Genomic DNA, 23307 nt, shown 5'->3' with positions numbered 1-23307 from the left:
GGAGGAAGAAATGTCGTCCAATCCGTTTAAGCCAACAAGAAGGCAAGTCCTTGCAGGAACCACGGCGCTCGCCGCCGCGGGCCTGGCCGGCCTTCGCCCGAGCTTTTCCGCCAGCGTCGACTGGAAGCGCTTTGCCGGCACGACGCTCGACGTCAATCTGGTGAAAAGCCCGCGCAGCGACACCATCCTGAAATATATCGCCGAATTCGAGGAGCTGACCGGCATCAAGGTCAATGCCGAGGCGACGCCAGAACAACAGCAGCGGCAGAAGACGGTGATCGAACTGAGCTCCGGCAAGCCGAGCTTCGATGTCGTGCATCTGAGCTATCACGTGCAGAAGCGCCAGTTCGAAAAGGGTGGCTGGCTGGCCGACATATCAGGCTATCTGGCCGATCCGACCCTGACCGATCCTGGGCTGGTCGAAAGCGATTTCGCCGAGGCCGGCATGCTTTTCGCCAAGGACAGCCAGGGCGTGCTGCGGTCGCTGCCCTTCTCGGTGGACTACTGGATCGTCTACTGGAACAAGGAGCTGTTCGAGGCCAAGGGCCTCAAATACCCTGAAACGTTCGACCAGCTGGTGGCCGCCGCCGAAGCGCTGACCGATCCGTCGACCAACACTTTCGGTTTCGTCGCCCGCGGCCTCAAGAATGCCAACACGCCGGTGTGGACGTCGCTGATGCTCGGCTACGACATGACGCCGCTCGACGACAAGGGCAAGCTGCGCACCGAAACGCCCGAGGCGATCGAGGCCGCTGCCCTCTACCAGAGGCTGATGACCAAGTCCGCCCCTCCGGGCGTCACCGGCTTCAATTGGGCTGAAGCGCAGTCCGCCTTCCTGCAAGGCAAGATCGGCATGTGGTTCGATGGCGTGGGTTTTGCCCCGCCGATGGAAAATCCCGAAAAGTCGCGCGTGGTCGGCAAGGTCGGCTATGGGGTCATGCCCAAGGGGCCCAAGGCGCATGCCTCCGGGACGTTTGGCGACGGCCTCGGCGTGACCGCCTCCAGCGAAAAGAAGGAAGCTGCCTATCTCTTCTGTCAGTGGGCGGTTTCCCCGGCCATGGGCGCGCGCCTGCTCCAGGCCGGCGCCGGCGTGCCCTTCCGCAAGTCGGTACTGGAAGATCCCAAGGTGCGCGAAGGCGTCACCATGCCGGCAAGCTGGCTCGATGCCGTGGTTCAGTCCGGCAATATCAGCAGGCTGGCGCTGCCGGTGATCATCCCGGTCACTGAGTTCCGCGACATCTACGGCGTGGCGTTGACCAACATGATTGCCGGGGCCGATCCTGCCGAGGAGCTGAAGAAGGCCACCGCACAGTTCCAGCCGGTTCTCGACAGGAGCGAGCAGGGCTGATGTCGACCATCGCCCCTGAACGCACCGGGGTGACGACGGATCGCACCGAGGTGACGACGGGTCGCACCGAGGTGACGACGAAACGCAGCGGCGCGACGACGCAAGCCATCGAGGAGAGCCAGTCGGTCCGACTGGCTCCCAACTACTGGCCCTTCGTCGTTCCGGCGCTCGTCGTCGTTGGCGCCGTGATCGTCTTTCCCTGGGCTTTCACGCTCTGGATGAGCGTCAACCGCTGGACGCTCGGCCAATCGCGAAGCTTTGCCGGGATGGAAAACTATCTCCGTCTGGCCAGCGACCCGCGATTCTGGGAATCCCTTGTTCATACGTTGACCTACACCTCCCTGTCGGTGGCAGCGCCGATGCTCCTGGGCACTGTCGCCGCCCTGATCTTCGACGCCAGGTTTCCGCTGCGCGGCCTGCTGCGCGGCGTCTTCGTCATGCCGATGATGGCAACGCCAGTTGCCGTGGCGCTGGTCTGGACGATGATGTTCCATCCCCAACTCGGGGTGCTCAATTACCTTCTATCGCTGGTCGGCATCCCAGCGCAGGAATGGATATTCAACGCCAAAACGGTCATCCCTTCGCTGGTCGCGGTCGAGACCTGGCAGTGGACGCCGCTGGTGATGCTGATCGTGCTGGGCGGGCTGGCCTCGGTACCGCGCGAGCCGTTCGAGAGCGCCGAGATCGACGGTGCCAATGCCTGGCAGCAATTCCGCTACCTCACTCTGCCGATGATCGCGCCGTTCCTGATGATTGCGTTGATCATCCGCACCATCGATGCGCTGAAGAGCTTCGACATCATCTATGCGATGACCCAGGGCGGGCCGGGCACGGCGTCGGAAACCATCAACATCTATCTCTACAACACCGCCTTCTCCTACTACGACATCGGCTATGGCTCGGCCATGGCCGTGGTGTTCTTCATCGTCATCGTGGCGCTGTCCTTCATCCTCCTGATGCTGCGCCAACGCTCGCAGTGGAACGATACGGAGGGCAAATAGATGAGCTCACGTCTGGTCAACCAGATCGGCCTGTTTTTCGCGGCTCTGGTCATCGTTTCGCCGGCGATCCTGTTCTTCCTCTGGATGATCTCGCTTTCGCTGAAATTCGAGATCGATAACGGCGCTTATCCGCCGATCCTGATCCCCGAACGTTTCGCCTGGTCGAACTATGTAAAGGTATTCGAGGAGAACAATTTCCTGCTCTATCTCTGGAATTCGGTTCTGGTGACCGGCACGGCGACATTGCTGGCGCTGCTGATCGGCGTGCCGGCCGGCTATGGCATAGCGCGGCTCAAGGCCGAAAGATCGGCGGTCGTCATCATGATCGCCCGCATGACGCCGGGGCTGTCCTACCTCATCCCGCTGTTTTTGCTGTTCCAATGGATCGGGATCCTCGGCACGCTCTGGCCGCAGATCATCATCCACCTGGTGGTGACGGTGCCGATCGTGGTCTGGGTGATGATCGGCTATTTCGAGACCACGCCGATGGAGCTGGAAGAGGCGGCCAACATCGACGGCGCCAGCTCCTGGCAGGTTTTCCGGCTGGTCGCCCTGCCCATCGCCAAGCCGGGCATCGTTGTCGCCTTCATCCTGTCCGTCATCTTTTCGTGGAACAATTTCGTCTTCGGCGTGGTGCTCGCCAGCCGCGAGACGCGCACGCTGCCGGTCGCCGTCTACAACATGCTCTCCTATGAGCAGGTGAGCTGGGGGCCGCTCGCCGCCGCGGCGCTGGTGGTGACGCTGCCGGTGCTGGTTCTGACCATGTTCGCGCAAAAGCAGATCGTCGCGGGGCTGACCGCCGGCGCGGTCAAGGGCGGCTGAAGCCGCAGTAGCTGGACATCACTCTTTTCCCGGAGAAATCCAATGGCATCGGTAACAATCAACAACGTGCAGAAGGCTTTCGGAGCCACCAAGATCATTCACGACGTCAGCGTCGATATCGCCGACGGCGAGTTCGTCATCCTGGTCGGCCCGTCGGGATGCGGAAAGTCGACGCTGCTGCGCATGATCGCCGGACTTGAAACGATCTCCGGCGGGAAGATCGCCATTGGGGAGCGCATGGTCAACAATCTGCGGGCGCGGGACCGGAACATCGCCATGGTGTTCCAGAACTATGCGCTCTATCCGCATATGACGGTGGCCGACAATATGGGCTTTGCCCTCAAGATCAAAAAAGCCGATCCAGCCGATACCGCCGGCCGCGTCAGGAATGCGGCCAGCATCCTTGGCCTGGAAAAGCTGCTTGAGCGCTACCCGCGTCAGCTCTCCGGCGGCCAGCGCCAGCGCGTCGCCATGGGCCGTGCCATCGTGCGCGACCCGCAGGTCTTCCTGTTCGACGAGCCGCTTTCCAATCTCGATGCCAAGCTGCGCGTCCAGATGCGCGGCGAGATCAAGGCGCTGCACCAGCGGCTGGGCACCACCACCATCTATGTCACGCATGACCAGATCGAGGCGATGACCATGGCCGACAAGATCGTCGTGCTGCATGACGGCCTGGTCGAGCAGATCGGCGCGCCACTCGACCTCTACGATCAGCCGGCCAATCTCTTCGTTGCCGGCTTTATCGGCTCGCCCGCCATGAACTTCATTGCCGGCCGCATCGAGGAAGGCGTGTTCCGCAGCGCCGGTGGGCTGATCCTGCCGCTGCCGGAAGGTGCCCGCCCGGCTGACGCTGCAGGACGCGAGCTTGTCTACGGCATCCGCCCCGAACATATCCGCGCAACCGCCCAGGGCATGCCAGGAACGGTGACGCTCCTGGAAGCCACGGGTTCGGAAATCTTCGCCAAGGTCGACTGCGCCGGCGAGGAAATTTCCTGCCTGTTCCGCGAGCGGCTGCCGCTCAAGCAAGGCGCGCAGGTGCGGATCGAAGTCGATCGCGCATGCGCCCACCTGTTCGACGCGAAAACCGGCCGGCGTGTGTGAGTGGCGCAGGCGCCCGGGTAATCAGCGTGAGCGAACCAACCCATTCGCCAGCAAGAAACATGTGATCGCTGGTTGCGGACATTGGTCCCAGCAGGAGAAGCCTGAGGAGGTCACCGCCCTCATGCTCGACTGGCTGAAGCGGCGGTTCCCCGCGTAGCGATCGAGCGGCTGGCTGGCGACCGTGAGGATTTTGGCCGACATCAAGGGCGGCGTCGTTGCTCCTGGCGAAGATTCGGAGCAGGCTATGATCCCCGTAAAATTACACAACGCGTCTTGCAGGATTGCCGCTCAGTACTGCCGGAACCGGTCTAGCCGAAGACGAACGCTATCAGCAGCTCCGGCTCGATCACCGGCGCCCGCACGGCGCTCAACTGACCACGGTACTGGCGTTCGCCGACGCCGATGGCAAATCCGCTGGTGACCGGAGTGTCGCCGTCGAGGTCGAGGCGCGCAAAAATGTCGGCAACGTTGAGGTCCAGCGCCAGCTTGAGGTCGTGCCGCGCATCGTCGTTTGGTCCGGAAGGCAGTTGGCGCTTCACCAGTTGCTGGAACGGAACATTGAAAGTCAGGATCTTCTTCGATGACGTCAAGGCAAATGCGGGCGAGGGGCAGGCAACCAGTATGGCGTTGATCGTCCTTATTGACGCGAGCTTACTCAACGTCACGTTTTGCTCCGCCTGACCGCGTATGCAGGCTACCCGGATTGCCGATGTCAGGTTGCCGTTCTGTGCCTGAGTTCCGGCTATCTCATCGATCAGCATGCCGATCGTGCATTTCCGGCTCTCAGCCATCCGCTTCAGCGATATCCAAAAAGCCCGCTCCAGGCGGATCCCGCGGCGCATTCCGCCACGCGCCACAACTCGAAATTCCAGTGCAAAATCCTCGTTGGCAAGCGGCAGGAGTAGTGGATCAGGATTGGTGGGGGGAGAGGTGGCGCTAGCGCTCACTCATAGCCTCCTGACGCGCCTTGTTGATCGGCTTCAAAAGGTAACTCAGGATCGTCTTGCGTCCCGTCTTGATGTCGACTGAGCAGATCATGCCGGGATGATGGAACAAGCCTTGCCATCCCGTTCGAGCGTCGATTTGTCTGTCGTGACACGTACCTGGTAAAAGGGCCCACCCCGTTTTTTGATCGACCAGGCTGTCGTTCCATTTCTACCCCACCCACGCTTCTGCTCAGTACGTTTTTATATGGCCAAGCCTTCTCACCGAGCTTTGACAGATTATCCGCCATATTCTTGGAATATGTGAGGGTTTATTGATTCAGCGCCGGCCAAAAACGGGTAAGTTTCGGGAATGTAGCGAAAATGGCACATAGCGGGCTGCTCGATACGGTTGTGGCTGGACGCCTGCGCCTTTGATCAATGTTGCTTGCCGCGACTCCCCGGGGCCGTGGCTCAGAAGCGCCTCTATTCGGGAAGAGCGCGCCGTCCATTAAGCCTCGCGCAATCTTTGCAGCCTATTCTGCTTATCGATTGTCGAGGGAACATGACGCGCAAGCCGCTACTGCTCTTTGCCTTTCCAGCTCTCATCCTTCTGATTCTGGCAGGGGAGCGAGCAGCGACGTTCCTGCTGGGAACCTATCCGGCCAGCCCCGTCATGTGGCGGATCTGGCTTGAACTACGCCCTTTGTCGACGATGTTCTGGCAGCAGGTCGACCTCTATCTGGGCGGTTCAATGGTCCTTGATGCCGCCATCGTGACCGCCGCGTCGATCGTCTGCTGGATGGCTTGCCGGACGAGAAAATCGGCCGCGTTCTTCTTCCTTACCAACCACGTCGCTCTGCTTTTCGTCGGGTTGATGATCGCTTCCAGCAGCCATTCTGAGACAGCGAGCACGATTGCGGCATTCACCGCGCCCAGCGGCCATCCATTCTCGCTGATCCTCGATTTCACATGGCAGAACAGCCTGGTGCTGCTTCTGGGCACTGCAGCCTGCGCCTACTGTCATGTTGCGTTTCTTGTCCAAGCGCGACAGCGTTCCCAAGCGCTCGCCATACGGCTTTGTGCTCTGCAGCGGGATCTCTAGCTCGGGGCACAGCCATGGCGCTCCCGATCGGCATTGCCAACAAGGCGACGGCAGCTCGGAATCCAGCTGAGCGCACAACCGATCTCTCGATGTCTGTAGCTTCTAATTGATTTTCTTGTAATGGACCTTGCCGTCAGGCTGCACTATGCGCTGGTAGGACGAGTTTGGGGCAGGGGGCAGCGCCGCCGCGATCCTCTTTTTGGGCGGGCGCGGCGCTTCGACGATGCTGGGTTCGGTCGCTTCTTCGAGATCGGTGGCTGCATCCGCCATGGTGCTGGTCGTGACCACGGAAGGCTCCGCGATGCTCGACATGTCGTCGTCACTGGCCAGGGGCAGCTCCTGTTCAAGTCGGGCAATACTGCCTTTGACTTCGTTGAAGCTGCCCTGCAGTTGACCGTCCAGTTTTTCAAACCGGCTTTGAAAGCCGTTGTTGACCGTCTCAAGCCGGGCTGCGATCCGTTGCTCGAACGATCCGAGTTGTTCCAGCCGCCGTTCGACAAAGCGCAGATCGTTGATGCCGCGGTAGAAATAGACCGCGGCCGTTATGTTCACCGCCGTGATCAGCAAGGCGCCGACGGCGACAACGCCGATCATCTTTGCATTGCTTGGTTTCCCCACGACAGCTTGCCCTCCAGTGTGGGTTGCCGGCCCAATGTCGATCGCTGGCATATCCGGGTCGCTGATCATCGTCATTGGACCACCACCCTTGCGCCGACCGAGACGCGCTTGAAAAGATCGATCACATCGGTGTTGGTTAGACGGAAACATCCCGATGTTCCGTCGAAGCCGATGCCCGAAGGATCGTTAGTGCCGTGGATGCGGTAGAGCGTGTCGCGCCCGTCCCGCAGCAGATAGAGTGCCCTGGCACCGAGCGGATTATAAGGACCGGCGGGCACCATTTCCGGCAACTCCGGCTGGCGGGCGCGCATTTCCTTAGGCGGGCGCCATTCCGGCCATTCCGTTTTCGCTCCGACCTTGACGATGCCGGTCCAGCCAAAGCCGTCGCGCCCGACACTGATCTGGTAGCGCAGCGCCTCGCCCTGCCGGGTCACCAGATAGAGTGCCTTCTCGTCCTTGCGGATGATGATCGTGCCGGGCCGTTCCGCGGTTTGGAGAGCAACCGCCTTGCGCAGGCTAGGCCCCATTGCCGGCAGCGGCGGCCGGTCCGACAGCGCGGACCGGGCATGGGCGAATTCCCAGGCCGGCATCCCCAACGCCAGGCCTATGATGCAGGCGCCGGCAAGCCTCGGGACGATGCGGTATCTACCGGGCTGCGTCATCGAGCCGCTCTTTGAACATCCGCTTCAGGTCCTTGTTGAAACGCGCCCGCCCAGCCACTTCTGAAGGCAGGATGGCTCGGTTCAGCGCGTCGGTCAGCAGCGCATTGTCCAGGCTGACCGACTTGATGTGCGGCGCCTTGAAGATCTTCTCGAGTTCGCTGCGCGAAAAGTGGTTGCCGAACCATTTGCGCTTATGCTTGTTGGCGACCAGCGTGATGCTCGCCGCATTGCCGCGCAGCTCGCGGATCTTCGTGTAGAGCCGCTTGCCTTGCCGCAGCGAGGCGACGTTGAGCTCGAAGACGATGAAGATCTCGTCGCTCGTCGAAAGCACGGAATTCTGCCAGGGGGTTTCGATATTCGGCAGGTCGATGACGATGTCGTCGAACCGGTAGGCGACGAGGTCCAGCAGCCGGAACACGAAATTGGCGCCCTGCGGCTCAAACGGCAGTTGTGGCCTCTCGAATGAATAGAGGGTCAGGCCGGACGGACGCGAAAGCCTGATGACGTCCATCAGTTCGACATCGAGCCTTTCCGGCTGGCCGATAATGCCGGCCAGGTCGAACTGGTTGAACAGGTTGAGGTAGGCGCCGCAATTGGCGCTCTGGAAATCGAGGTCGACGAGGCAGGTCGAAGCCGCGCGTTCGGTGGATTTCGACGCCAGGAATTCCGCCGCCGACAAAGCGAGCGTCGTGGCGCCGGCGCCGCCGCTGGCGCTGATGAAAGTGATGATGCGGCTCTTGGTGCCTTGGTTGCCGGTGTCGTGGAAAGTGACCGCGTTCAGCAGCTCCTTGGCGTCGAGCGGCTTGTGCAGCCAGTCCGAGGCGTTCATGCGGACCAGGATGCGCGTCTGTTCGGAAGTCAATTCGTCGGAGACCGCGATCAGCGGCACGGATGCCCACAAGGCGCGGGCCGCGACGATGCCGGGCATGCCGAGCAGCTCGCCATTGGCCAGGTCGAGGATGACGATGCCCGGCCGCGTCTCGGGCGGCGGACCATTGAGAAAGTCAACCGTCTCGGAAATCCGGACGTCGTAAATGGCCAGCGCGTCCAGCCGCGTCGCCACCTCGCGCTTGAACTGCGGATCCGACGAAAATAGCGCCACCTGCTTTCGTTTGGTCGGGAGGACCTTGGGGCTGACGGCGTTCATGGCGATGTACTCCTCAGGTCTTCGCCCGTGACCGTGCTGAGCATCGAGGGCAGGGTGAGGTTTCCGTATCCGAGCAGGCCGCCGAGGAAGAAGAACTGGAAGGTCAGGTTCTGAAGCCTGACGGTGATTGTCGGCACCGGCCCGCCCAGCCGGGTCTGATAGCCCAAGCCGGTGGCGGAATAGGTGATGACGACATTGTCGCGCCGCAGGCCTGAAAAGAAATGGCACATACCCGGCCGCTGGTCTGTCGCCAGCGGGACACAGGCGTCGTCATTGGTGACTGCCGTATCGCCGCGGAAGATACGGCTGAAATTGGCGGCATTGAATGTGCCGCCATTGCTGCAAGCGCCCGTGCCGGCGGTATATGTGCAGGCGAAGGGTCCATAAGCGGCAGCAACCACCGGGGCGCCCGGTGCCGTCGTCGGTGCGGCTGTAGCTAGTGCGGTGGCAACCGGATCGGAAATCGAGGCCAGACGTGCGCCGAGCTGCACGGCCTTGTTGGCGGCGTTCCACTGATAGAGGGCGTAACCGAAATCGACGAAGCCGAGAACAAGGGCAAACAGCAGTGTCGATACGATGGCCATCTCCACCGTCGTCGCGCCGCCTTCCGATTTTGCGAAACCCCTGATCATGATCAGAACCGGATCAACCGCTCCTCGTGAGAGCTATTTAGCGTCATGGGGCCAATGCGGACCAGAGACAGCATTCCGATGCCACTATAGGCCAACGTCCCCGCCACCCTGACGATGCAGACCTGTGGGGTGGTAGCGCGATATTGGGTGACACCTGCGACCACGGCGTCATGGCACGAGCCTGAAGCGGCAATGGTCACCGTCACATTCGCCTTCTGCCAGCCGACGATGCGCGCACTCCCTGTCCCCGCAGCATTGCCGAACACCGCGATGTTTGTGGCGATATCGGCGCAATTGATCGCCGCCAGCCCGGCCTTGGTATACAACTGGCTGTTGCAGCGCGCGGCAAAGCGTGCCGCGTCAGACAGGCCGGCCTCCATCAGCAGCTTTTGGTGGATCATATTGCCGAACTCGAACACGCCCGCCGACAGGATCAGCATCAGCGGCGCGATCAGCGCCATTTCGACGAGAGCCGTGCCGCATTGCTCGCGTCGAAATCTGTGGAGACGATGGTACAGCGCTGCGATCATCGCCATCACCGGTAGAGCTGGGCTTCGTCGCGAAGGAAATTGTCAAGCGTGCCCTGGCCGGCACCGCCGGTTACGTCGACCAGTTCGACCATCACCGACGCGTCCTCTGATGCTGACGGCACGGGTTCAGTGAGGAAGAAACTGCCGAAGGCTTCGACCGGGAGATTGGTGCTATGGCCGGACAGGCCGTTGCCAGCAGCTTCGAGTGCAGTGCAGTTCAGGATCGCGCCATAAAGCAACCGACGATCAACTGTCGTGACAGGCGGTTGGCAAGCTGCGGCCGGCGTTCCGATCTCTCCACCGGTCGATGCGGTCGCTACTAACCCGTTCGATATCTCGTATCGATAAACCTCATAGCGCGTTGGCTTGGTCGTGTCCCATGCGGTTGGATAGGCAGCGGAACCGAAGTTGGTGCTCCAATAGCCGGAGAAGTTCCAATTTCCGTCGCCCATCCTGCCGCCCAGATACGGCGTTGTCGCATCGCGCGGAAGGCCCATCGTTCCAGCTTCGGTGAATGAAAGTTGGTTCATGGAAGGGCATTGATTGGCGCTGCCTGTGGTCCGTATCGCGCCTTTTCGGACATTGGCGGCCGGACCGTATTCGGGGCTGTCGAAGTGGTTGCCGTTAGCTCCAATCCCGAAACGAACGTTGAAGGCGTCTTGCACCGGGCCGGCATTCTGACCGGTCTTCGTCGTTACGTTCGCGGAATTGTAGCAGCCGATCGGCGTCGACGTTGCGATGGTCTGCGCTAGCGCCTGCGCCCCGTTGCCAACACCTTCCGGCGGCTCGAGGAAGCCGAAGTTGCCAGGACCGGCAGCAGCCCCGTTTCCGACCTTCCTCAGTTCGATCAGCCGGCGACGGACAGCCGGATTGGAAACGGCCTGCTCAAGCGTATAACCCCCGGCATTGTTTGTCCCGTTCACCATCTCATAGGGATTGCACATAAAGACAGGCGTAAAATCGCAGACGCCGGAGGTGAAGCCCGCTACCGCGACTGCCCCGACATTGAAGCTGTCGCTGGCTCCGGATGTCACAAATGAGGCGGGAAAGATCGCGGCAAACCCTTGGGGAGCGACTGTCACCTGGATGAACCGCGTTTCCGCCTGTCCGACAGCCAGGTTGGCATCTGCAAGATAGTTGGCCTGATTGGCGGTTGTAATCTTGGTTCCGTCGTTGGCAGGGATCGCTTTGAGGAAGCACCAGGAAATGTTGCCAGCACTGTTGCAGCGCTGCGTGCCTCCCGGCTGACCGGAGGTCAGAGTGAACCTGCCTGCCGTGGAGAAGTTGCTTTCATTGTCTACGAGCGTCGCCATGGCGCGTTCGGCCCGCGCCCAGGAACCGCTGCTTCCGTCCAGTTCCGCTGCCGCCGCGAGCGCAAAAGCGTCAGCGCCCTTCTGAAGATCGTTGTGGAGGTTGTTGACCCGGCTCATGTCGATCGCCAGCAGGGAAAAGCCGATGATCGCCGGCAGCGTCACACTGACGAGAATCAGCGCTATTCCCCTCTGATCGTGCCAGAACGCGCGAACAATCCGCAGCATGGCCTTACTCTTAGCTCCCCTGACGCCAGTCGCTTTGCCTGACGCTGAACCCGCATCCTTCTATTCAACCCCGGTGTTGCCGACATTGACCGTAATGGCTGGCGGCGGCGGTGGTGGCGGTGGAATTCGGTAGCTCTCAGCGACAGCGGCAGCGCGCACGCCGTCGCCTTTGATTGTCGTGTCCCTGGAGGCCGGATTGAGCGGGTCGACCGTCTGCAGAAGCGAGTTGTATTTCTGCGTGTCGCCTGCGGCCAAGGTCATCGTATCGTAGCGATTCAGATAGTCGGCGCAGCCCGTCAGCAAGCCGGCGCACAAGAGGATGAGCAAGATCCTATTTCTTGACATAGAGCATCTTGTCCTTGGATTTGAGGTCGAGCATGTGGCCGTAGGGGCCAACGACACCTTCGCCCAGTTCAAATTTGCGAACCATGTCCTTGGTCACTTCCAGTTGACCGAGCAGGAAAAGCTCGGGGTCGTTGGCGGGCCGTGTCTTGTCGAACGGCGTCGCCAGTTGCTCGCCGGGCTTTACCGGTCGCACGATACGCGGCGTCACGATCACGACCAGTTCGGTCTCTTCCTTCTGGTTGCTCGAATTCCGGAACAGCGCCCCGACGATCGGCACCTGGCCGAGCCACGGCACCTGCCTCTGGATCTTGGTATTCTTGCTGGACAAAAGCCCGCCGACCGCGAAGCTCTGGCCGTCGCGCAATTCGACGACGGTCGATAGCTTCCGGTTGGTAAAGATCGGGTCTCCGGCGTTGGTGAAGCCGGTCAGGTCGCTCACTTCCGGCGCCAGCCTGATGTTGATCTTGTCGTCGTTGAGCACGATCGGCGTGAACAGCAGATTGACGCCGAACTGCTTGTATTCGATCACGACCTCGTCGTCGACGAGGCGGCGGATAGGCACTTCGCCGCCGGCATTGAAGCTGGCGACCTCACCGGAAAGAGTGGTGAGGTTCGGTTCGGCAAGGGTGCGCACCACACCCTTGGCCTCGAGAGCCTCGATGATCACGTCGACCTTTATGTTGCTGTCGATGACGCGGGCGATCAGCGCCCCGAACGGGTTGGTGTTCGACAGGATGCCGCTGACCAGGTTGCCCGGCCCCAGCACCACATTGTCTTCGTCCACGGCGGCTATGCCCGTTCCGGTGCGGGTCGTGCCGCTGCCGTTGGTGCTCCTGATTGAGACGCCAAGATCGCGGCCAGCATTGCGCTTGGCCTCCAGTACGCGCACTTCCAGGTTAACCTGCTGGCTGTCGTCGACGGTCACTGCGTTTATGATCGCGTCAGGGCCATATTGCTGGGCAACCTCCATGATCGCCGCCAGCGTGGCGCCGTCCTTGACATGGCCGCCAAGCCTTACCTTGCCGTTGACCGAACCGATATCAATGCGCGCCCTGGGCGCCACCTGCCGGATCGCTTGCGCCATGTCGCTCACGTCGACGCCGACCTCGATCTGGATCACGCCAAGCGAGCGCTTGTCCTCGGAAAAGAGGTTGACGGTGGTGGTGCCGGCACTCTTGCCGATGACATAGAGCGTCCGGTCGGTCATTGGCTGGGCGTCGGCGATCTTCTCGTCGCCGACGACGATGTCGCCCAGCGTGGCATTCACCTGGATCGTCACCGACTGCGACATGGGCAGGAAAATACGGTGGACGCTGGGGTTCGATACATCGATCCTGCGGTCGGCTGCATGAGCAGCAAGATCGATCGGCAATAGCATCACCGAACAGGCCAGCGCAGCAGCCGCCAGTGGTCCCCGAAACATTCGCATCTAGACTACCCCCCTTGCCGACTCGTTCGGCAATACCCTAGCGTTATTTTTGTCGCGGCACGTCGTAGGATTCGAGCTTCACACCCCTGAAAACGCCTATCGTCGCACGCGCCGGCGGCTCCGGCTGCACATATTTGATCACTTCCTTAACTACTTCTTGCACCTGGGGTGCTGAGGCCACTGCCGGAGCAGGTTTTGCGCTGCTCAACAGGTCGAGCCTGCTTCCCACACGTTCCACGGCCTGGGTCAGCCCATTGATCTTGTCGTCCGCGCGCTTGCGCTCGGCCGCGGCCTCAGCTTCGGCTATTGCCTGCTTGGCGAGCTCGGCCTCCCTGGCGGCGACGTCGGCCGGCGTGTCGCCGGTCAGGTCGGAAAGCGTGATGCGTTCGGTCGTCTCGCCTTCGCTGGCGGCTGCCTGGCGAAGCGCCAGCGACAGCTGGCCGGCACCGGCGGCCAAGGTAAGCTTCTGTGCATCCCTGGTGCTGGCCTCGAGCGTGACCGATTTCACCACCGTCGGGCTGTCGGTGCTTTCGTCGGCAACCTGGTCGACGGCGAGCACCTTCATGCTCTGCAGCAGCACGTCGACAAAGCTCTTATCCGCGCCGCCTTCGCCACGCGCCGTGCGCGTTAAAAGTACGTCGACACGATCGCCGGGAAAGACAAATCCGGCGACGCCGAGCACGTCGTTGACCCTGATAGAGACGGCTTTCATGCCTTCGCCGAGCACCGCGGAGAGCGTGGCACGCTGGCCGGGACCGGTGATCTTGGTGGCGAGAACAGGCTCGTTGGCGCTGATCGCCTGCAGCGCCTGCTTGGTGCCTTCGCCAGCCAGCGCCTCTTTCGTCGTCTTGAAAGCTCCGGCCGGAATGGCACCTGCAGGCCAGGCGATTTCACGCAGCTTGTCGGCCGACAGTGTGTCGCCGAATTTCAGCGCCACCGCTGCCACCACAACCGTATCGCGCTGGATTCCGTTTGCTTCCGCCATGGCACTACGCTGGCTGGCGAGCCAGACATTGGCGAGCACCACCGCCAGGACGCCGAACACGCCCGCAAGAACGATCATGATAAGTGTGTTAGCACGCATAGCCCAAGCCCCACGCCCCAAGCCTAAAGTGCGGGAATTCGCCCGTCGCGATTGGATTCAGGCCCGGATCGGATGGGACCCGGGCCTGAGCGTGATCTGGCGATCAGGTTCCGACGCCCGTTCCCACGTTGCAGGTGCCGAGTGGCGATGCTTCCAGCGCGGCGCATAGGCCGGTAAAGCGACCGGTCACCCAACCGCCGATCGCCAGGATAGCAAGTATCGCTGCTGCGGCGATGATGCCGACAAGAATGGAATATTCGACCATGGCAGCGCCGTTTTCGTCGTCGCGGAACTGCCGGGTCATCGTCATGAGCTTCTTCATGCCAATCTCTCCCCTTTGGAGTTTGAACCCGACGAGACGAGCCAAGGATGAAATCCATACCTGAGCATCCCCCGTCATCTCGAATCTAAGTCCCGGCGAAAACCAGAGTCAAACGGGATTAACGGATCCTTAACTATCATGTACATGGACGCGCAATAATATTGCCACTCTAACACTGATCAAAACATTGATTCGGCTGAATTTTTCATCCGCCTTAACCATTCGTTCACAATTTGGCCGTGGATATGGCGGAAGCGGGGCAGCATTAGTGGTGGTGCATATTCCTTTATATCTAAGGCCTTAGGTGAGTTCCATGACGCCTTTGTGGCAAAAAAAGGCACTTTGCATTGAAAGGCGAGCCATCGTGTTGCATTAGGACAGCGTCGCTGACCAAATAAACTTCGCGTTTTCTGATGCTTGATCTTAACTATGTGTGAAGTATTAAATGCATGGTATGCGGCTGGCGCTTGTGCCATCCGTGGTTAACGCTTAGTTTCAGCGTGGGGATTAAACGGGGAAGAAGCGTCATGTTGGGCCGATTCACCAAGGGGCCAGGCGAACCGCGGGTCGAGCCAAGGGTTGAGCCGATCGTGACGTTGCCGATCGCGGCGCTTCCCCCGGCAGCCGACGTCGAAGCGGCAGGTGACGATTTCCTGACGCTCAAGGTCGAGCTCCACCGCCATCTGATCGACCGGTTCAATCTTGCCGCGCTTGAAACGGCATCGAAGGATGAGATCCTGAACGAAATCCGGCCAATCGTTCGCGAGTTCGTTCGTGCTCGCGCTGTACCGCTGAACGCGCGTGAGCTCGACAGGCTGACCAGTGAGACAGCCGACGAGATGCTCGGCCTTGGGCCGATCGAGCCGCTGCTCAAGGACGAGTCGATCACCGACATATTGATCAATACCCACAAGCGCGTCTTCATCGAGCGGCGCGGCGTGATCGAGGAGACGGCGATCCGCTTCCGCGACGAGGCGCACCTTCTGCGCGTCATCAACAAGATCGTCTCGGCCATCGGCAGGCGCGTCGATGAATCGGCGCCGATGGCGGATGCGCGCCTGGAAGACGGCTCGCGCGTCAACATAGCGGTGCGGCCGGTCTCGGTGGATGGCCCACTGGTGTCGATCCGCAAATTCTCCAAGAATCCCTATTCGCTCGAGCGCCTGATGGCGCTCAACTCCATTCGCCAGCCGATGATCGACCTCCTGCGGATCGCGGTGCAGTCGCGTAAGTCGATCCTGGTTTCGGGCGGCACCGGCAGCGGCAAGACGACATTGCTCAATGCGCTGTCTAGCTACATCCCGGCCAAGGAGCGCCTGATCACCATCGAGGATGCCGCGGAACTGCAATTGCAGCAACCGCATGTCGGCCGCCTGGAAACGCGCCCCCCGAATGTCGAGGGCAAAGGCGAGGTTCGTCAGCGCGAACTGCTGAAGAACGCGCTGCGCATGCGGCCCGACCGCATCATCGTCGGCGAGGTTCGCGGCGAGGAAGCCTTCGACATGCTGCAGGCGATGAACACCGGCCACGAAGGCTCGATGACCACCATCCATGCCAACACGCCACGCGACGCGATTTCCCGCCTCGAGCAGATGGTCGGCATGGCCGGCATGCCGATGACCCACGAGTCCATCCGAGCGCAGATTGCGTCGGCCATCGACATCATCGTGCAGACGCAGCGTCTTTCGGACGGTGGAAGGCGCGTTGTTTCAATCTCCGAACTGACCGGCATGGAGGGCAATGTCGTCCAGCTTCAGGAGATTTACCATTTTGTCCGCCGGGAGGTGACGCCGGAGGGCAAAATCATTGGCGATTTCCGCGCTACCGGCGTCCGTCCACGCTTTGCCCCGGAGGCGGCGACCCTGGGCCATCATTTTGCCAAGGACGCCTTCAATCCGCAGGTTGCGCTCTGATGCCCACCGGCCAGACTTTGCTCTACTTCATTTATGTGCTCGCGGCCGCCTCGACGATTCTTGCTGGCGAGGCCCTGTATTTTTCCTTTGCCAAGCGCCGCTCGCGAGTCAGGACGATTAACCGCCGGATGAAGCGTCTGGTTGATGACGTTCCGGCCGAACTGACCTTGCAAGGATTGCTGCGCGAACGCGGGCTGACGGATTCGGGCGACTTTCTCTTTGGCCTGATCGGGCTGAACAGGCTCTATACCCAGTCCGGTATCACCGGAAACCCGCTGTCTTTCGCCGCGACCTTCCTGCTCGCTGGCCTGGCATTGGCGTCGCTGTTGTCGATCTTTTTGGGTTTTTCGACCTTCGCATCCCTCATCGTTTTTCTGGTGGTCGGATTTGTGCTGCCGCTTCTTGTTCTGCGGCGCGCCCGCAACAAGCGAATCCAGAAATTCGCGAAACAGCTCCCGGATGCGCTGGACATGATCGTTCGTTCACTGCGCGCCGGACATCCGGCCTCGGTGGCGATTGGTCTCGTCGCCCGCGAAATGCCTGATCCGCTCGGCACGGAATTCGGCATCGTTTCCGACGAAATCACCTTTGGACTCAGTATTGAACAAGCCGTGCGCAAGCTTTCACAACGCGTAGGCTTCGAAGGTCTTCATCTGCTTTCGGTGTCGCTGTCAATTCAAGCCAAGACCGGCGGCAACCTCACTGAGATTCTACACAATTTGGCGTCAGTTTTGCGCGAGAGGCAGAAATTGCGAATGAAAATCAGGGCGCTTTCGTCCGAGGGCCGAGTGTCGGCATGGATCATCTCACTGTTCCCGGTCGCGATGTTCCTGATCCTTCAGATACTTGCCCCAGCCTACTACGGAACGGTCTGGAACAACCCGGTCATCCTGCCGGTGTTCCTGATTTTCGGGTCGTGGGCGCTGTTGGGCGATTTCATTATGTATCGAATGGTCAATTTCGATTTCTGAACAGGGGCGAAGCGTAACTTGTTTTCGAACGTCCAGAACCTGAGTATGTTGGTTTCCATCGCCGTCTTCGTGGCGGCGGTGGCACTTTTTCTGTTCGGCGCGCTCGTCTTCTTGCCGGCGCTGCAGACGCGGAAGCTGGTCGCAAAAAGCCTGATGGCCGAAGGTATTGCCGATCGCCGTTCGCTCGTTGGACAGGAGCAGCTGGCCAAGATCGCAGCGCAGCGGCCAGTGGATGCATATTTTCGATCGATCGAAAAGGAGCGGGACGAGCCCAGCGCCTTGGACGCGAAGCTCTTTCGCGCCGGCTTTTACCAGTCGAGCGCTCCACTCATTTACACCTTGTCGCGGCTTGGCGCGGTCTGTGTCGGCTTTCTGGCTGCCTATGCGCTGCTGTCACGCGTCCTGCCGCCTGAATTGCCCGCTTTCGTAGCTTTTGCCGGCTCTGCTTTGTTTGGGCTCGCCTGCATCGTGGTTCCAAGCGTCCTGCTCGATCGCTTCGAGAAGGCACAAAAGCGGATCTATCGTCGTGGCTTTCCGGATTTCATGGACATGATGATAACCTGCGCCGACGCAGGAATGAGCCTCGAGGCGGCCGTCGAGCGTGTCAGCGGTGAACTAGCCGGCACCCACAGGTGGCTCGGCATCCAGCTTTCGATCATGACTTTGCAGTTGCGCGCCGGCAAGCCATTGCGCGAGGCCTTGCGCGAACTCGCCGATCGCATTGGTCTTGACGAGGCGCGGGCGCTCGCTGTGCTTTTCAGGCAGTCGGAAGAACTTGGCACTAGTCTCACGGAAGCCTTGCGCGTCTACAGCGACGAAATGCGCAGCCAGAGAATCCTGAGTGCCGAAGAGCGCGCCAATGCTTTGCCGGTCAAGATGATGATCCCATTGGGGCTCTGCATCTTTCCGGTCGTCTTGATGGTCATCATGTTACCGGTGATCATCCGAATGAGGGGCATTTTCTTCTAGACGATCATGTGCTTTGGTCGAAATACAGAGTCGGAGAACTCTTTTGGGGGACGAAATGATAGGGCCAATGCGCCTCGCAGCCCTAGCCGGTTTGCTGCTTATCGTGCTTTCCGGCTGTCAGACGGCTGATACCAGCGGCGTCGTCCGCACCAACGAGCCCTCAAAAGGTGACGTAACGGCATTTGGCGATGCCTTCGACGGGCTGAAGACGGTCAGCGACGTCGAGTACTATGCCTCGGACCAGGCCGTTGCCGAAGCCAAGAACCAGTTCCGCGCGGAAAATTACGGCAATGCCGGCGCCTTGTTCTACAAGGCGACACAACTGGCGCCCAATGATGGTGGTGCCTGGATGGGCCTGGCCGCCTGCAGCGATCGCATCCGCCGCTTCGACCTCTCCGACCACGCCTATCGCCAAGCCTTCCGGCTGGTCGGCGGGACGCCCGAATATTACAACAATGTCGGCTATTCCTATCTGCTGCGCGGCAAGCTGCAGGACGCCCGCAGCAATTTCCTCAAGGCTTATGAGCTGGCGCCCAACGATCCGACCGTGGCCAACAATCTGCAGCTGCTGTCGTCGAGCGTGAAGAATCTCGAGCGGTAAGGCGACAGCATGTTGCTCGCCGCATCGCTGCTGCTGAAGGGACTAGCCATTCCTTTGCTGGCAAGGATCGCCTGGCTCGACTTCACCACCCAGAAGATATCCAACCAGAACGTGCTGCTGCTGCTTTGCCTCGGTTTGGGCTCGCTGCAGCTCCTATCGGTGCAATCCGGGTCGTGGTGGGACATGGGCCTGAGCGCGCTTGCCGGTCTTTTGCTGTTTGTTGCGCTCTTTCCGTTCTGGGCCATGCGCAAGATCGGGGCCGGCGATGTCAAGCTGATGACGGTGGTGCCGTTGCTGATAGGCGGCAGCGGCCTCGTCGTATTTTCAGTGCTGCTGCTGGTTTTCGCTCTCGCCACGGCGATGGTCGTCAAAAATCCGTTCATACTGCCACAAGGCGCTTTCCGACTCTACGTTCAGCACCTGGACCGCAAAGGCGTCGTGCCGTTTGGCGTGCCGATCTCGCTCGCAGCGATCTGCACGATAGTGTTTCAGTTTTATACCAACATGATGGTTCTAGCCGGGCTATCGGTTTGACGGAGGGCGGCTTTGGACCCCCTTGCGGGGGCAGGCGATGAAGGTGAAGAACTAGGCGCTTACGCGCGAGCCAAGAGGAGGGTTGCATGAAGCAGCTCGAACTTCTGGATTGGAACCCGCCCTGTCTGGTGATCGCCTTCCCGATGGCGAAGCGTGTCGGCAAAGTCCGACGTGTTGCCGAGGTGCTTTCGGTCAAGCGCGGCGCCGTTGCGACGAACTACTGAAGCAAGGTTGCGACCTTGGGCGGACAGACGCAACGTGCCGGGTTCAATCGGGATACCACCAACCGCGAACCGCGAGCGCTTCATGACGCTGTTCAGCGCGAACTTTGCTTGCGAAGTGGGCACGGGCAGCGGCCAAGAGGTAATGCCGCATGACCCCGATCTATCGCGGCGTCGACGGGCGGGACGGTTCAACCCGTGCGAAGACCGTCAGCGCTGGTTGGATCGATCTTCATCAACCGCGATCTGGCCTCGGCCACGCGACGTTGCGCAGCCCGTATCCTGCTGCACAACGCGATATTGATGCCGACACCGCAGTCTTCATCCAGCATTTCATTCGCACGCCTAAGGGAGAGCTCCGCTCGGCTGAGCCGTTGTCGGGCTCTCGCCAATTCCAAATCCAGAAATTCCATTATCCTGCATCCATTGCAGTCCCTTCGATCGGTAAACCGCTTGTCGTCGCCGTTGGTTCCGGCTGTTCGCGAACGTGCAGCCTAGGCGTCGATTTGGTTGGCGCAGTCTGGAACGCCAGTGGTGGCGCTGCTGGCCGGAAGAGCGGGAACCAATGAGCCGTATCCCTGCCAACAGAGAGATCGTCCGCTGCTGCTGCTCACTCGACCTGCTCAATCTCCGGACCCGGTTCAGTCGGCGGAGCTGGCATGCAATCTTGTCCGGTGCATTCCTGCACAGGGTTATCCGCCGGCGGGAGACAGTTTTGCCCCTCGCAATGAACTGGCGGCTGCTCTGTTGCTGCTTCGCTGTTCGGCAGAGCCGGCTGATCCTCAGCTCGAACGGGCGGCATTCCAAGGCCGATCATGGCCGTGCACAGGAGCGCAATCCCAAGCAACTTCATTTCCGCCTCCGCGGCTGACAGCTAAATGCAGACTACACTTTCGAACTGCGGCCTACATCCTGTCACCCGCGAACGGCGTTAACAGCGCGTTTCGTTGCTGGTCAGAAGGTCGCGAGGAATGAGAGCGAGCGTCGTTCGTCTTCCTGCCAAAACAGCGCCAAAAACAGGCGAGCGTCTTCGACCGCTTCATATATCCGGCACCGAGGCCCTTACGGTCAAGCAGGCGCTGGAGGTGTTCAAAGACTATCGATTGTCGGAGGACACGTTGCGACGCTTGGTGAAGCAATTCAATTCCACCTCGCCAATCAGACGGCGCACCGCTTCGCATCAGCGCTCCAGGACTAGCCATGGCGCTTGAGGGTGATCATTGTGCGCTGAACTGCCCCAGGCAGGACGACCGCGAACACCCGGACGTGCAACGGTATTTCCGAAGGTTGGATATACCTCTAAGTTGGTGACGCAAAGCTGCGACGATCCCCTTCACCCAATCTAGAAATTCTGGACTGGAACGGGATGCGGCAAGTGCGCTGGCCACTGTAGCAAATCGAGGGCGCAGCGTCATGAGGCTTATCGCCGGCCTCCGCGCCAGCCCTTGCTCGACGTCATTCGGGCAAGGCGCGATAGGCGGAGGTCAACCGGCCCGCTGATGCCTCGCCGGCGTCAGCTGTAACGTCCCGCTGCCTCAAACCAGTCCCATAGCCTCCCCCATGTCGCGTCCATGTCGCGTGGATCCGCCGATAGTCGCAGGAAACCTTTGGAAATCAACGGTAGCCAATTGCAACATGGCGCGACATGGCGGCCGCCCAAATGATCACCAATTTTTTGATTTTGTTGGTGATCCCGACAGGAATCGAACCTGTGACCTACAGATTAGGAATTTGTCATACAGCCTTTCCTGTTGTTTCCCAATGCCCGCTGTTGTATGATTGCGATGCGTCTAACCTATTAAAGTTGTTGTTGTTTCGTACTGCGGGGCTATGTCAGCGTAGGCAAACCAATAGATCGAGCCAGATCGAACATCGCACAATTGCCGTACTAATGCCGTACTAATTTCATGACAGACCTTCGACTAACCCTCACCGACCGCGCTATTGCCAGCCTCCAGCCGGCATCCTCGGGGCAATATTTTGCTCGAGACACCGACCTCCCGGGCTTCATGGTGCTTGTCGGCAAACGGCAGAAAACATTCGTTGTCCAGGGTGAGCGAAGGAAGGCAGGGCAGCGTCTTTCGGTCCGAATGAAAGTTGCCGAAGTTGGAGAACTTACAACGCGCGCGGCGCGGGCGAAGGCCAAGGACATTCTCGGGAAGATCGCCAACGGCGTTGACCCTCGCGCGGGGACGCGCAAGCAGGACAACGACACTGCGGCGGTCGATTTGCCATCGATTGCGAATCCCACGCTGCGCATTGCCTGGGAGCGATACCGTGACGGGCATATGAAGAACAAAGGCCGAAGCGATGGAACGATCAACAACTATCGGGATCACGTCGAGCGGCTGCTGGCCGATTGGCTTGACGAGCCGCTTTCCAAGTTGGGCAATGATCCTTCCCTCGTGACTGTTCGGCACGAAAAACTGACCAAGGAGAACGGCGCCTATATCGCTAATGGGTGTATGCGAACGCTGCGCGCCGTCTACAATCATGCTCGCAAGGTCGCCCGCACGCTGCCGGCGGACAACCCGGTCTCAGCCATAGACTGGAATGCCGAACATCGGCGCAACTCCGCGCTGGGGCTTTCGGATCTCGAAGATTGGTTCACTCAACTCGCGGCATTGAAGAACCCTGTTCGGCGGGAGTTGCATCTGTTCATGTTGCTCTCAGGCCACCGCCCTGAGGCGATCAGGAAGGCGCGGGTCGAACATGTCGACTTTCGCGCGCGGGTCCTGCACATACCCAGGCCGAAGGGTGGTGAGGTCAAGGCATTCGACATACCGCTTTCGAACGCCATGATCCGCTGCCTGGTTCGAGTGATGCGTATTGGTAGGGCTCTCTATGGCGAGCAATCTCGCGAATGGCTGTTCCCGGCCGACAGCGAAAGCGGTCACATCATCGAACACAAAGAGAAGCGCAGCGATCTGTCGAAATGGGGGAATGACCTGCGGCAGACTTTTCGCACGATCGCCCAGGCTGCGGGCATTGCGGAGCTGGACGTTCACCTTTTGATGAACCACTCGATCCCGGGCGTGAATGCAGGCTACATCACACGCAACAAGCTATTGAGCGATCACCTGCGCCAGCAGCAAGAGGCGATCTCACGTCGGATGCTCGAAGCGGGTCGGTCGCGAGGGAACGAGACGAAAACCGTCGGTTGCTGTTGGCCCGCACTTCCAGGAAGGCGCCTGCTTTCTGACTTGATGAGCGGGAAGGACTAGCGGATTGAACGAAATGGACCACTCGCCCTCCGAAGGCAGAGGTCACAGGTTCGAATCCGTCGGGTGCGCCAAAAAGATATTTAAATTCAAACGACTGCATACCGCACGTGAGGTATGCACGTCGGTTTCCCAAGCATCAATGACGATCACCGAACATAACTTATTAGTGAGCTTCGAATAAAACATGCAGCCCCGGATTTCCGGATTTCCGGATCAGTTTTATCCCAACGCGGAGATTTAGCAGTAGAGTGACATATACAAGCCGCC

At 60.2% G+C, this 23307-nt stretch carries 24 protein-coding genes and 1 pseudogene; 13 read left to right on the top strand and 12 right to left on the bottom strand.

Features of this window, described 5'->3' with window-relative positions:
* Positions 1-10 precede the first annotated feature (10 nt).
* From ACWTU7_RS11040 to ACWTU7_RS11025, 4 genes are read left to right on the top strand one after another with little or no spacing between them, the layout of a single operon-like run.
* A complete protein-coding gene (locus ACWTU7_RS11040) occupies positions 11-1348 on the top strand; it encodes an ABC transporter substrate-binding protein (protein WP_029348670.1) in 1338 nt (445 codons plus the stop codon).
* Entirely contained in the window at positions 1348-2349 is a 1002-nt protein-coding gene (locus ACWTU7_RS11035) for a carbohydrate ABC transporter permease (protein ID WP_455838680.1), read from the top strand. The genes ACWTU7_RS11040 and ACWTU7_RS11035 overlap by 1 nt, the downstream gene beginning before the upstream one ends.
* Positions 2350-3171 carry a carbohydrate ABC transporter permease gene (locus ACWTU7_RS11030; protein WP_029348668.1) on the top strand — a complete coding sequence of 274 codons (822 nt, stop codon included), beginning with the start codon at positions 2350-2352 and terminating at the stop codon, positions 3169-3171.
* Between the two features lie 42 nt (positions 3172-3213).
* Positions 3214-4272, top strand: coding sequence for an ABC transporter ATP-binding protein (locus ACWTU7_RS11025; protein ID WP_095517853.1), 1059 nt, complete (start codon positions 3214-3216; stop codon positions 4270-4272).
* A 308-nt stretch (positions 4273-4580) separates the two neighbouring features.
* Here the strand turns inward: ACWTU7_RS11025 and ACWTU7_RS11020 are convergent, their stop codons facing one another.
* Together ACWTU7_RS11020 and ACWTU7_RS11015 are read right to left on the bottom strand one after the other, a co-directional pair.
* A complete protein-coding gene (locus ACWTU7_RS11020; RefSeq protein WP_455838681.1) occupies positions 4581-5219 on the bottom strand; it encodes a ribbon-helix-helix domain-containing protein in 639 nt (212 codons plus the stop codon).
* Positions 5209-5418, bottom strand: a pseudogene (locus ACWTU7_RS11015) (HlyD family type I secretion periplasmic adaptor subunit); the annotation flags it as partial. The pseudogene ACWTU7_RS11015 and the gene ACWTU7_RS11020, both read right to left, overlap by 11 nt.
* 342 nt (positions 5419-5760) lie before the next feature.
* Between ACWTU7_RS11015 and ACWTU7_RS11010 the strand changes: the two are divergent.
* A complete protein-coding gene (locus tag ACWTU7_RS11010) occupies positions 5761-6300 on the top strand; it encodes a hypothetical protein (protein WP_455838682.1) in 540 nt (179 codons plus the stop codon).
* Between the two features lie 102 nt (positions 6301-6402).
* Here the strand turns inward: ACWTU7_RS11010 and ACWTU7_RS11005 are convergent, their stop codons facing one another.
* The 10 genes from ACWTU7_RS11005 to ACWTU7_RS10960 form a co-directional block, all read right to left on the bottom strand.
* Positions 6403-6993, bottom strand: coding sequence for a hypothetical protein (locus ACWTU7_RS11005; protein WP_455838683.1), 591 nt, complete (start codon positions 6991-6993; stop codon positions 6403-6405).
* On the bottom strand, positions 6990-7580 hold the full coding sequence (locus ACWTU7_RS11000; RefSeq protein ID WP_455838684.1) for a L,D-transpeptidase: 591 nt from the start codon (positions 7578-7580) through the stop codon (positions 6990-6992). The genes ACWTU7_RS11005 and ACWTU7_RS11000 overlap by 4 nt, the downstream gene beginning before the upstream one ends.
* Complete coding sequence (locus ACWTU7_RS10995) at positions 7564-8727, bottom strand: AAA family ATPase (protein ID WP_455838685.1); 1164 nt, start codon at positions 8725-8727, stop codon at positions 7564-7566. The genes ACWTU7_RS11000 and ACWTU7_RS10995 overlap by 17 nt, the downstream gene beginning before the upstream one ends.
* Positions 8724-9359 carry a TadE/TadG family type IV pilus assembly protein gene (locus tag ACWTU7_RS10990; RefSeq protein WP_065007410.1) on the bottom strand — a complete coding sequence of 212 codons (636 nt, stop codon included), beginning with the start codon at positions 9357-9359 and terminating at the stop codon, positions 8724-8726. The genes ACWTU7_RS10995 and ACWTU7_RS10990 overlap by 4 nt, the downstream gene beginning before the upstream one ends.
* A 2-nt stretch (positions 9360-9361) precedes the next feature.
* On the bottom strand, positions 9362-9889 hold the full coding sequence (locus tag ACWTU7_RS10985) for a TadE/TadG family type IV pilus assembly protein (RefSeq protein ID WP_455846520.1): 528 nt from the start codon (positions 9887-9889) through the stop codon (positions 9362-9364).
* Between the two features lie 5 nt (positions 9890-9894).
* On the bottom strand, positions 9895-11427 hold the full coding sequence (locus ACWTU7_RS10980) for a TadE/TadG family type IV pilus assembly protein (protein WP_455838686.1): 1533 nt from the start codon (positions 11425-11427) through the stop codon (positions 9895-9897).
* Positions 11428-11487: 60 nt separating this feature from the next.
* Positions 11488-11754 (bottom strand): hypothetical protein, encoded by a 267-nt coding sequence (locus ACWTU7_RS10975; RefSeq protein ID WP_455838687.1) that lies wholly within the window; start codon positions 11752-11754, stop codon positions 11488-11490.
* 4 nt (positions 11755-11758) lie between these two features.
* On the bottom strand, positions 11759-13201 hold the full coding sequence (locus ACWTU7_RS10970; RefSeq protein ID WP_455838688.1) for a type II and III secretion system protein family protein: 1443 nt from the start codon (positions 13199-13201) through the stop codon (positions 11759-11761).
* Positions 13202-13244: 43 nt separating this feature from the next.
* Positions 13245-14285, bottom strand: coding sequence for a Flp pilus assembly protein CpaB (gene cpaB, locus ACWTU7_RS10965; protein ID WP_455838689.1), 1041 nt, complete (start codon positions 14283-14285; stop codon positions 13245-13247).
* Between the two features lie 103 nt (positions 14286-14388).
* Complete coding sequence (locus tag ACWTU7_RS10960; protein ID WP_029348654.1) at positions 14389-14607, bottom strand: Flp family type IVb pilin; 219 nt, start codon at positions 14605-14607, stop codon at positions 14389-14391.
* Positions 14608-15134: 527 nt separating this feature from the next.
* On the opposite strand from ACWTU7_RS10960, the gene ACWTU7_RS10955 reads away from it, so the two are divergent.
* The 8 genes from ACWTU7_RS10955 to ACWTU7_RS10920 all read left to right on the top strand — a co-directional run bounded on the left by ACWTU7_RS10955 (position 15135) and on the right by ACWTU7_RS10920 (position 23040).
* Entirely contained in the window at positions 15135-16520 is a 1386-nt protein-coding gene (locus ACWTU7_RS10955; RefSeq protein ID WP_455838690.1) for a CpaF family protein, read from the top strand.
* Positions 16520-17491, top strand: a complete 972-nt coding sequence (locus tag ACWTU7_RS10950; protein ID WP_455838691.1) for a type II secretion system F family protein — start codon at positions 16520-16522, stop codon at positions 17489-17491. Before ACWTU7_RS10955 ends, ACWTU7_RS10950 begins: the two co-directional genes overlap by 1 nt.
* Before the next feature lie 45 nt (positions 17492-17536).
* A complete protein-coding gene (locus ACWTU7_RS10945; RefSeq protein ID WP_245316122.1) occupies positions 17537-18460 on the top strand; it encodes a type II secretion system F family protein in 924 nt (307 codons plus the stop codon).
* Between the two features lie 55 nt (positions 18461-18515).
* Entirely contained in the window at positions 18516-19061 is a 546-nt protein-coding gene (locus tag ACWTU7_RS10940; protein ID WP_029348650.1) for a tetratricopeptide repeat protein, read from the top strand.
* Positions 19062-19070: 9 nt separating this feature from the next.
* Complete coding sequence (locus ACWTU7_RS10935) at positions 19071-19595, top strand: prepilin peptidase (RefSeq protein ID WP_455838692.1); 525 nt, start codon at positions 19071-19073, stop codon at positions 19593-19595.
* Positions 19596-19681: 86 nt separating this feature from the next.
* Positions 19682-19819, top strand: coding sequence for a DUF6074 family protein (locus ACWTU7_RS10930; protein WP_455838693.1), 138 nt, complete (start codon positions 19682-19684; stop codon positions 19817-19819).
* Between the two features lie 149 nt (positions 19820-19968).
* Positions 19969-20385 carry a hypothetical protein gene (locus tag ACWTU7_RS10925; protein WP_455838694.1) on the top strand — a complete coding sequence of 139 codons (417 nt, stop codon included), beginning with the start codon at positions 19969-19971 and terminating at the stop codon, positions 20383-20385.
* A 1338-nt stretch (positions 20386-21723) separates the two neighbouring features.
* A complete protein-coding gene (locus ACWTU7_RS10920; protein WP_455838695.1) occupies positions 21724-23040 on the top strand; it encodes a tyrosine-type recombinase/integrase in 1317 nt (438 codons plus the stop codon).
* Positions 23041-23307 lie beyond the last annotated feature (267 nt).

Source organism: Mesorhizobium sp. BHscii (genome assembly GCF_053848065.1).
The sequence above is the reverse complement of the archived record's forward strand: the minus strand, read 5'-3'. Positions and strand labels throughout refer to the sequence as shown.

Coding starts and splice junctions, on each gene's coding strand:
- ACWTU7_RS11040 (WP_029348670.1), top strand. CDS start 11: ATGTCGTCCAATCCGTTTAAGCCAACAAGAAGGCAAGTCCTTGCAGGA.
- ACWTU7_RS11035 (WP_455838680.1), top strand. CDS start 1,348: ATGTCGACCATCGCCCCTGAACGCACCGGGGTGACGACGGATCGCACC.
- ACWTU7_RS11030 (WP_029348668.1), top strand. CDS start 2,350: ATGAGCTCACGTCTGGTCAACCAGATCGGCCTGTTTTTCGCGGCTCTG.
- ACWTU7_RS11025 (WP_095517853.1), top strand. CDS start 3,214: ATGGCATCGGTAACAATCAACAACGTGCAGAAGGCTTTCGGAGCCACC.
- ACWTU7_RS11010 (WP_455838682.1), top strand. CDS start 5,761: ATGACGCGCAAGCCGCTACTGCTCTTTGCCTTTCCAGCTCTCATCCTT.
- ACWTU7_RS11005 (WP_455838683.1), bottom strand. CDS start 6,993: ATGACGATGATCAGCGACCCGGATATGCCAGCGATCGACATTGGGCCG.
- ACWTU7_RS11000 (WP_455838684.1), bottom strand. CDS start 7,580: ATGACGCAGCCCGGTAGATACCGCATCGTCCCGAGGCTTGCCGGCGCC.
- ACWTU7_RS10995 (WP_455838685.1), bottom strand. CDS start 8,727: ATGAACGCCGTCAGCCCCAAGGTCCTCCCGACCAAACGAAAGCAGGTG.
- ACWTU7_RS10990 (WP_065007410.1), bottom strand. CDS start 9,359: ATGATCAGGGGTTTCGCAAAATCGGAAGGCGGCGCGACGACGGTGGAG.
- ACWTU7_RS10985 (WP_455846520.1), bottom strand. CDS start 9,889: ATGATCGCAGCGCTGTACCATCGTCTCCACAGATTTCGACGCGAGCAA.
- ACWTU7_RS10980 (WP_455838686.1), bottom strand. CDS start 11,427: ATGCTGCGGATTGTTCGCGCGTTCTGGCACGATCAGAGGGGAATAGCG.
- ACWTU7_RS10970 (WP_455838688.1), bottom strand. CDS start 13,201: ATGCGAATGTTTCGGGGACCACTGGCGGCTGCTGCGCTGGCCTGTTCG.
- cpaB (WP_455838689.1), bottom strand. CDS start 14,285: ATGCGTGCTAACACACTTATCATGATCGTTCTTGCGGGCGTGTTCGGC.
- ACWTU7_RS10960 (WP_029348654.1), bottom strand. CDS start 14,607: ATGAAGAAGCTCATGACGATGACCCGGCAGTTCCGCGACGACGAAAAC.
- ACWTU7_RS10955 (WP_455838690.1), top strand. CDS start 15,135: ATGTTGGGCCGATTCACCAAGGGGCCAGGCGAACCGCGGGTCGAGCCA.
- ACWTU7_RS10950 (WP_455838691.1), top strand. CDS start 16,520: ATGCCCACCGGCCAGACTTTGCTCTACTTCATTTATGTGCTCGCGGCC.
- ACWTU7_RS10945 (WP_245316122.1), top strand. CDS start 17,537: ATGTTGGTTTCCATCGCCGTCTTCGTGGCGGCGGTGGCACTTTTTCTG.
- ACWTU7_RS10940 (WP_029348650.1), top strand. CDS start 18,516: ATGATAGGGCCAATGCGCCTCGCAGCCCTAGCCGGTTTGCTGCTTATC.
- ACWTU7_RS10935 (WP_455838692.1), top strand. CDS start 19,071: ATGTTGCTCGCCGCATCGCTGCTGCTGAAGGGACTAGCCATTCCTTTG.
- ACWTU7_RS10930 (WP_455838693.1), top strand. CDS start 19,682: ATGAAGCAGCTCGAACTTCTGGATTGGAACCCGCCCTGTCTGGTGATC.
- ACWTU7_RS10925 (WP_455838694.1), top strand. CDS start 19,969: ATGACCCCGATCTATCGCGGCGTCGACGGGCGGGACGGTTCAACCCGT.
- ACWTU7_RS10920 (WP_455838695.1), top strand. CDS start 21,724: ATGACAGACCTTCGACTAACCCTCACCGACCGCGCTATTGCCAGCCTC.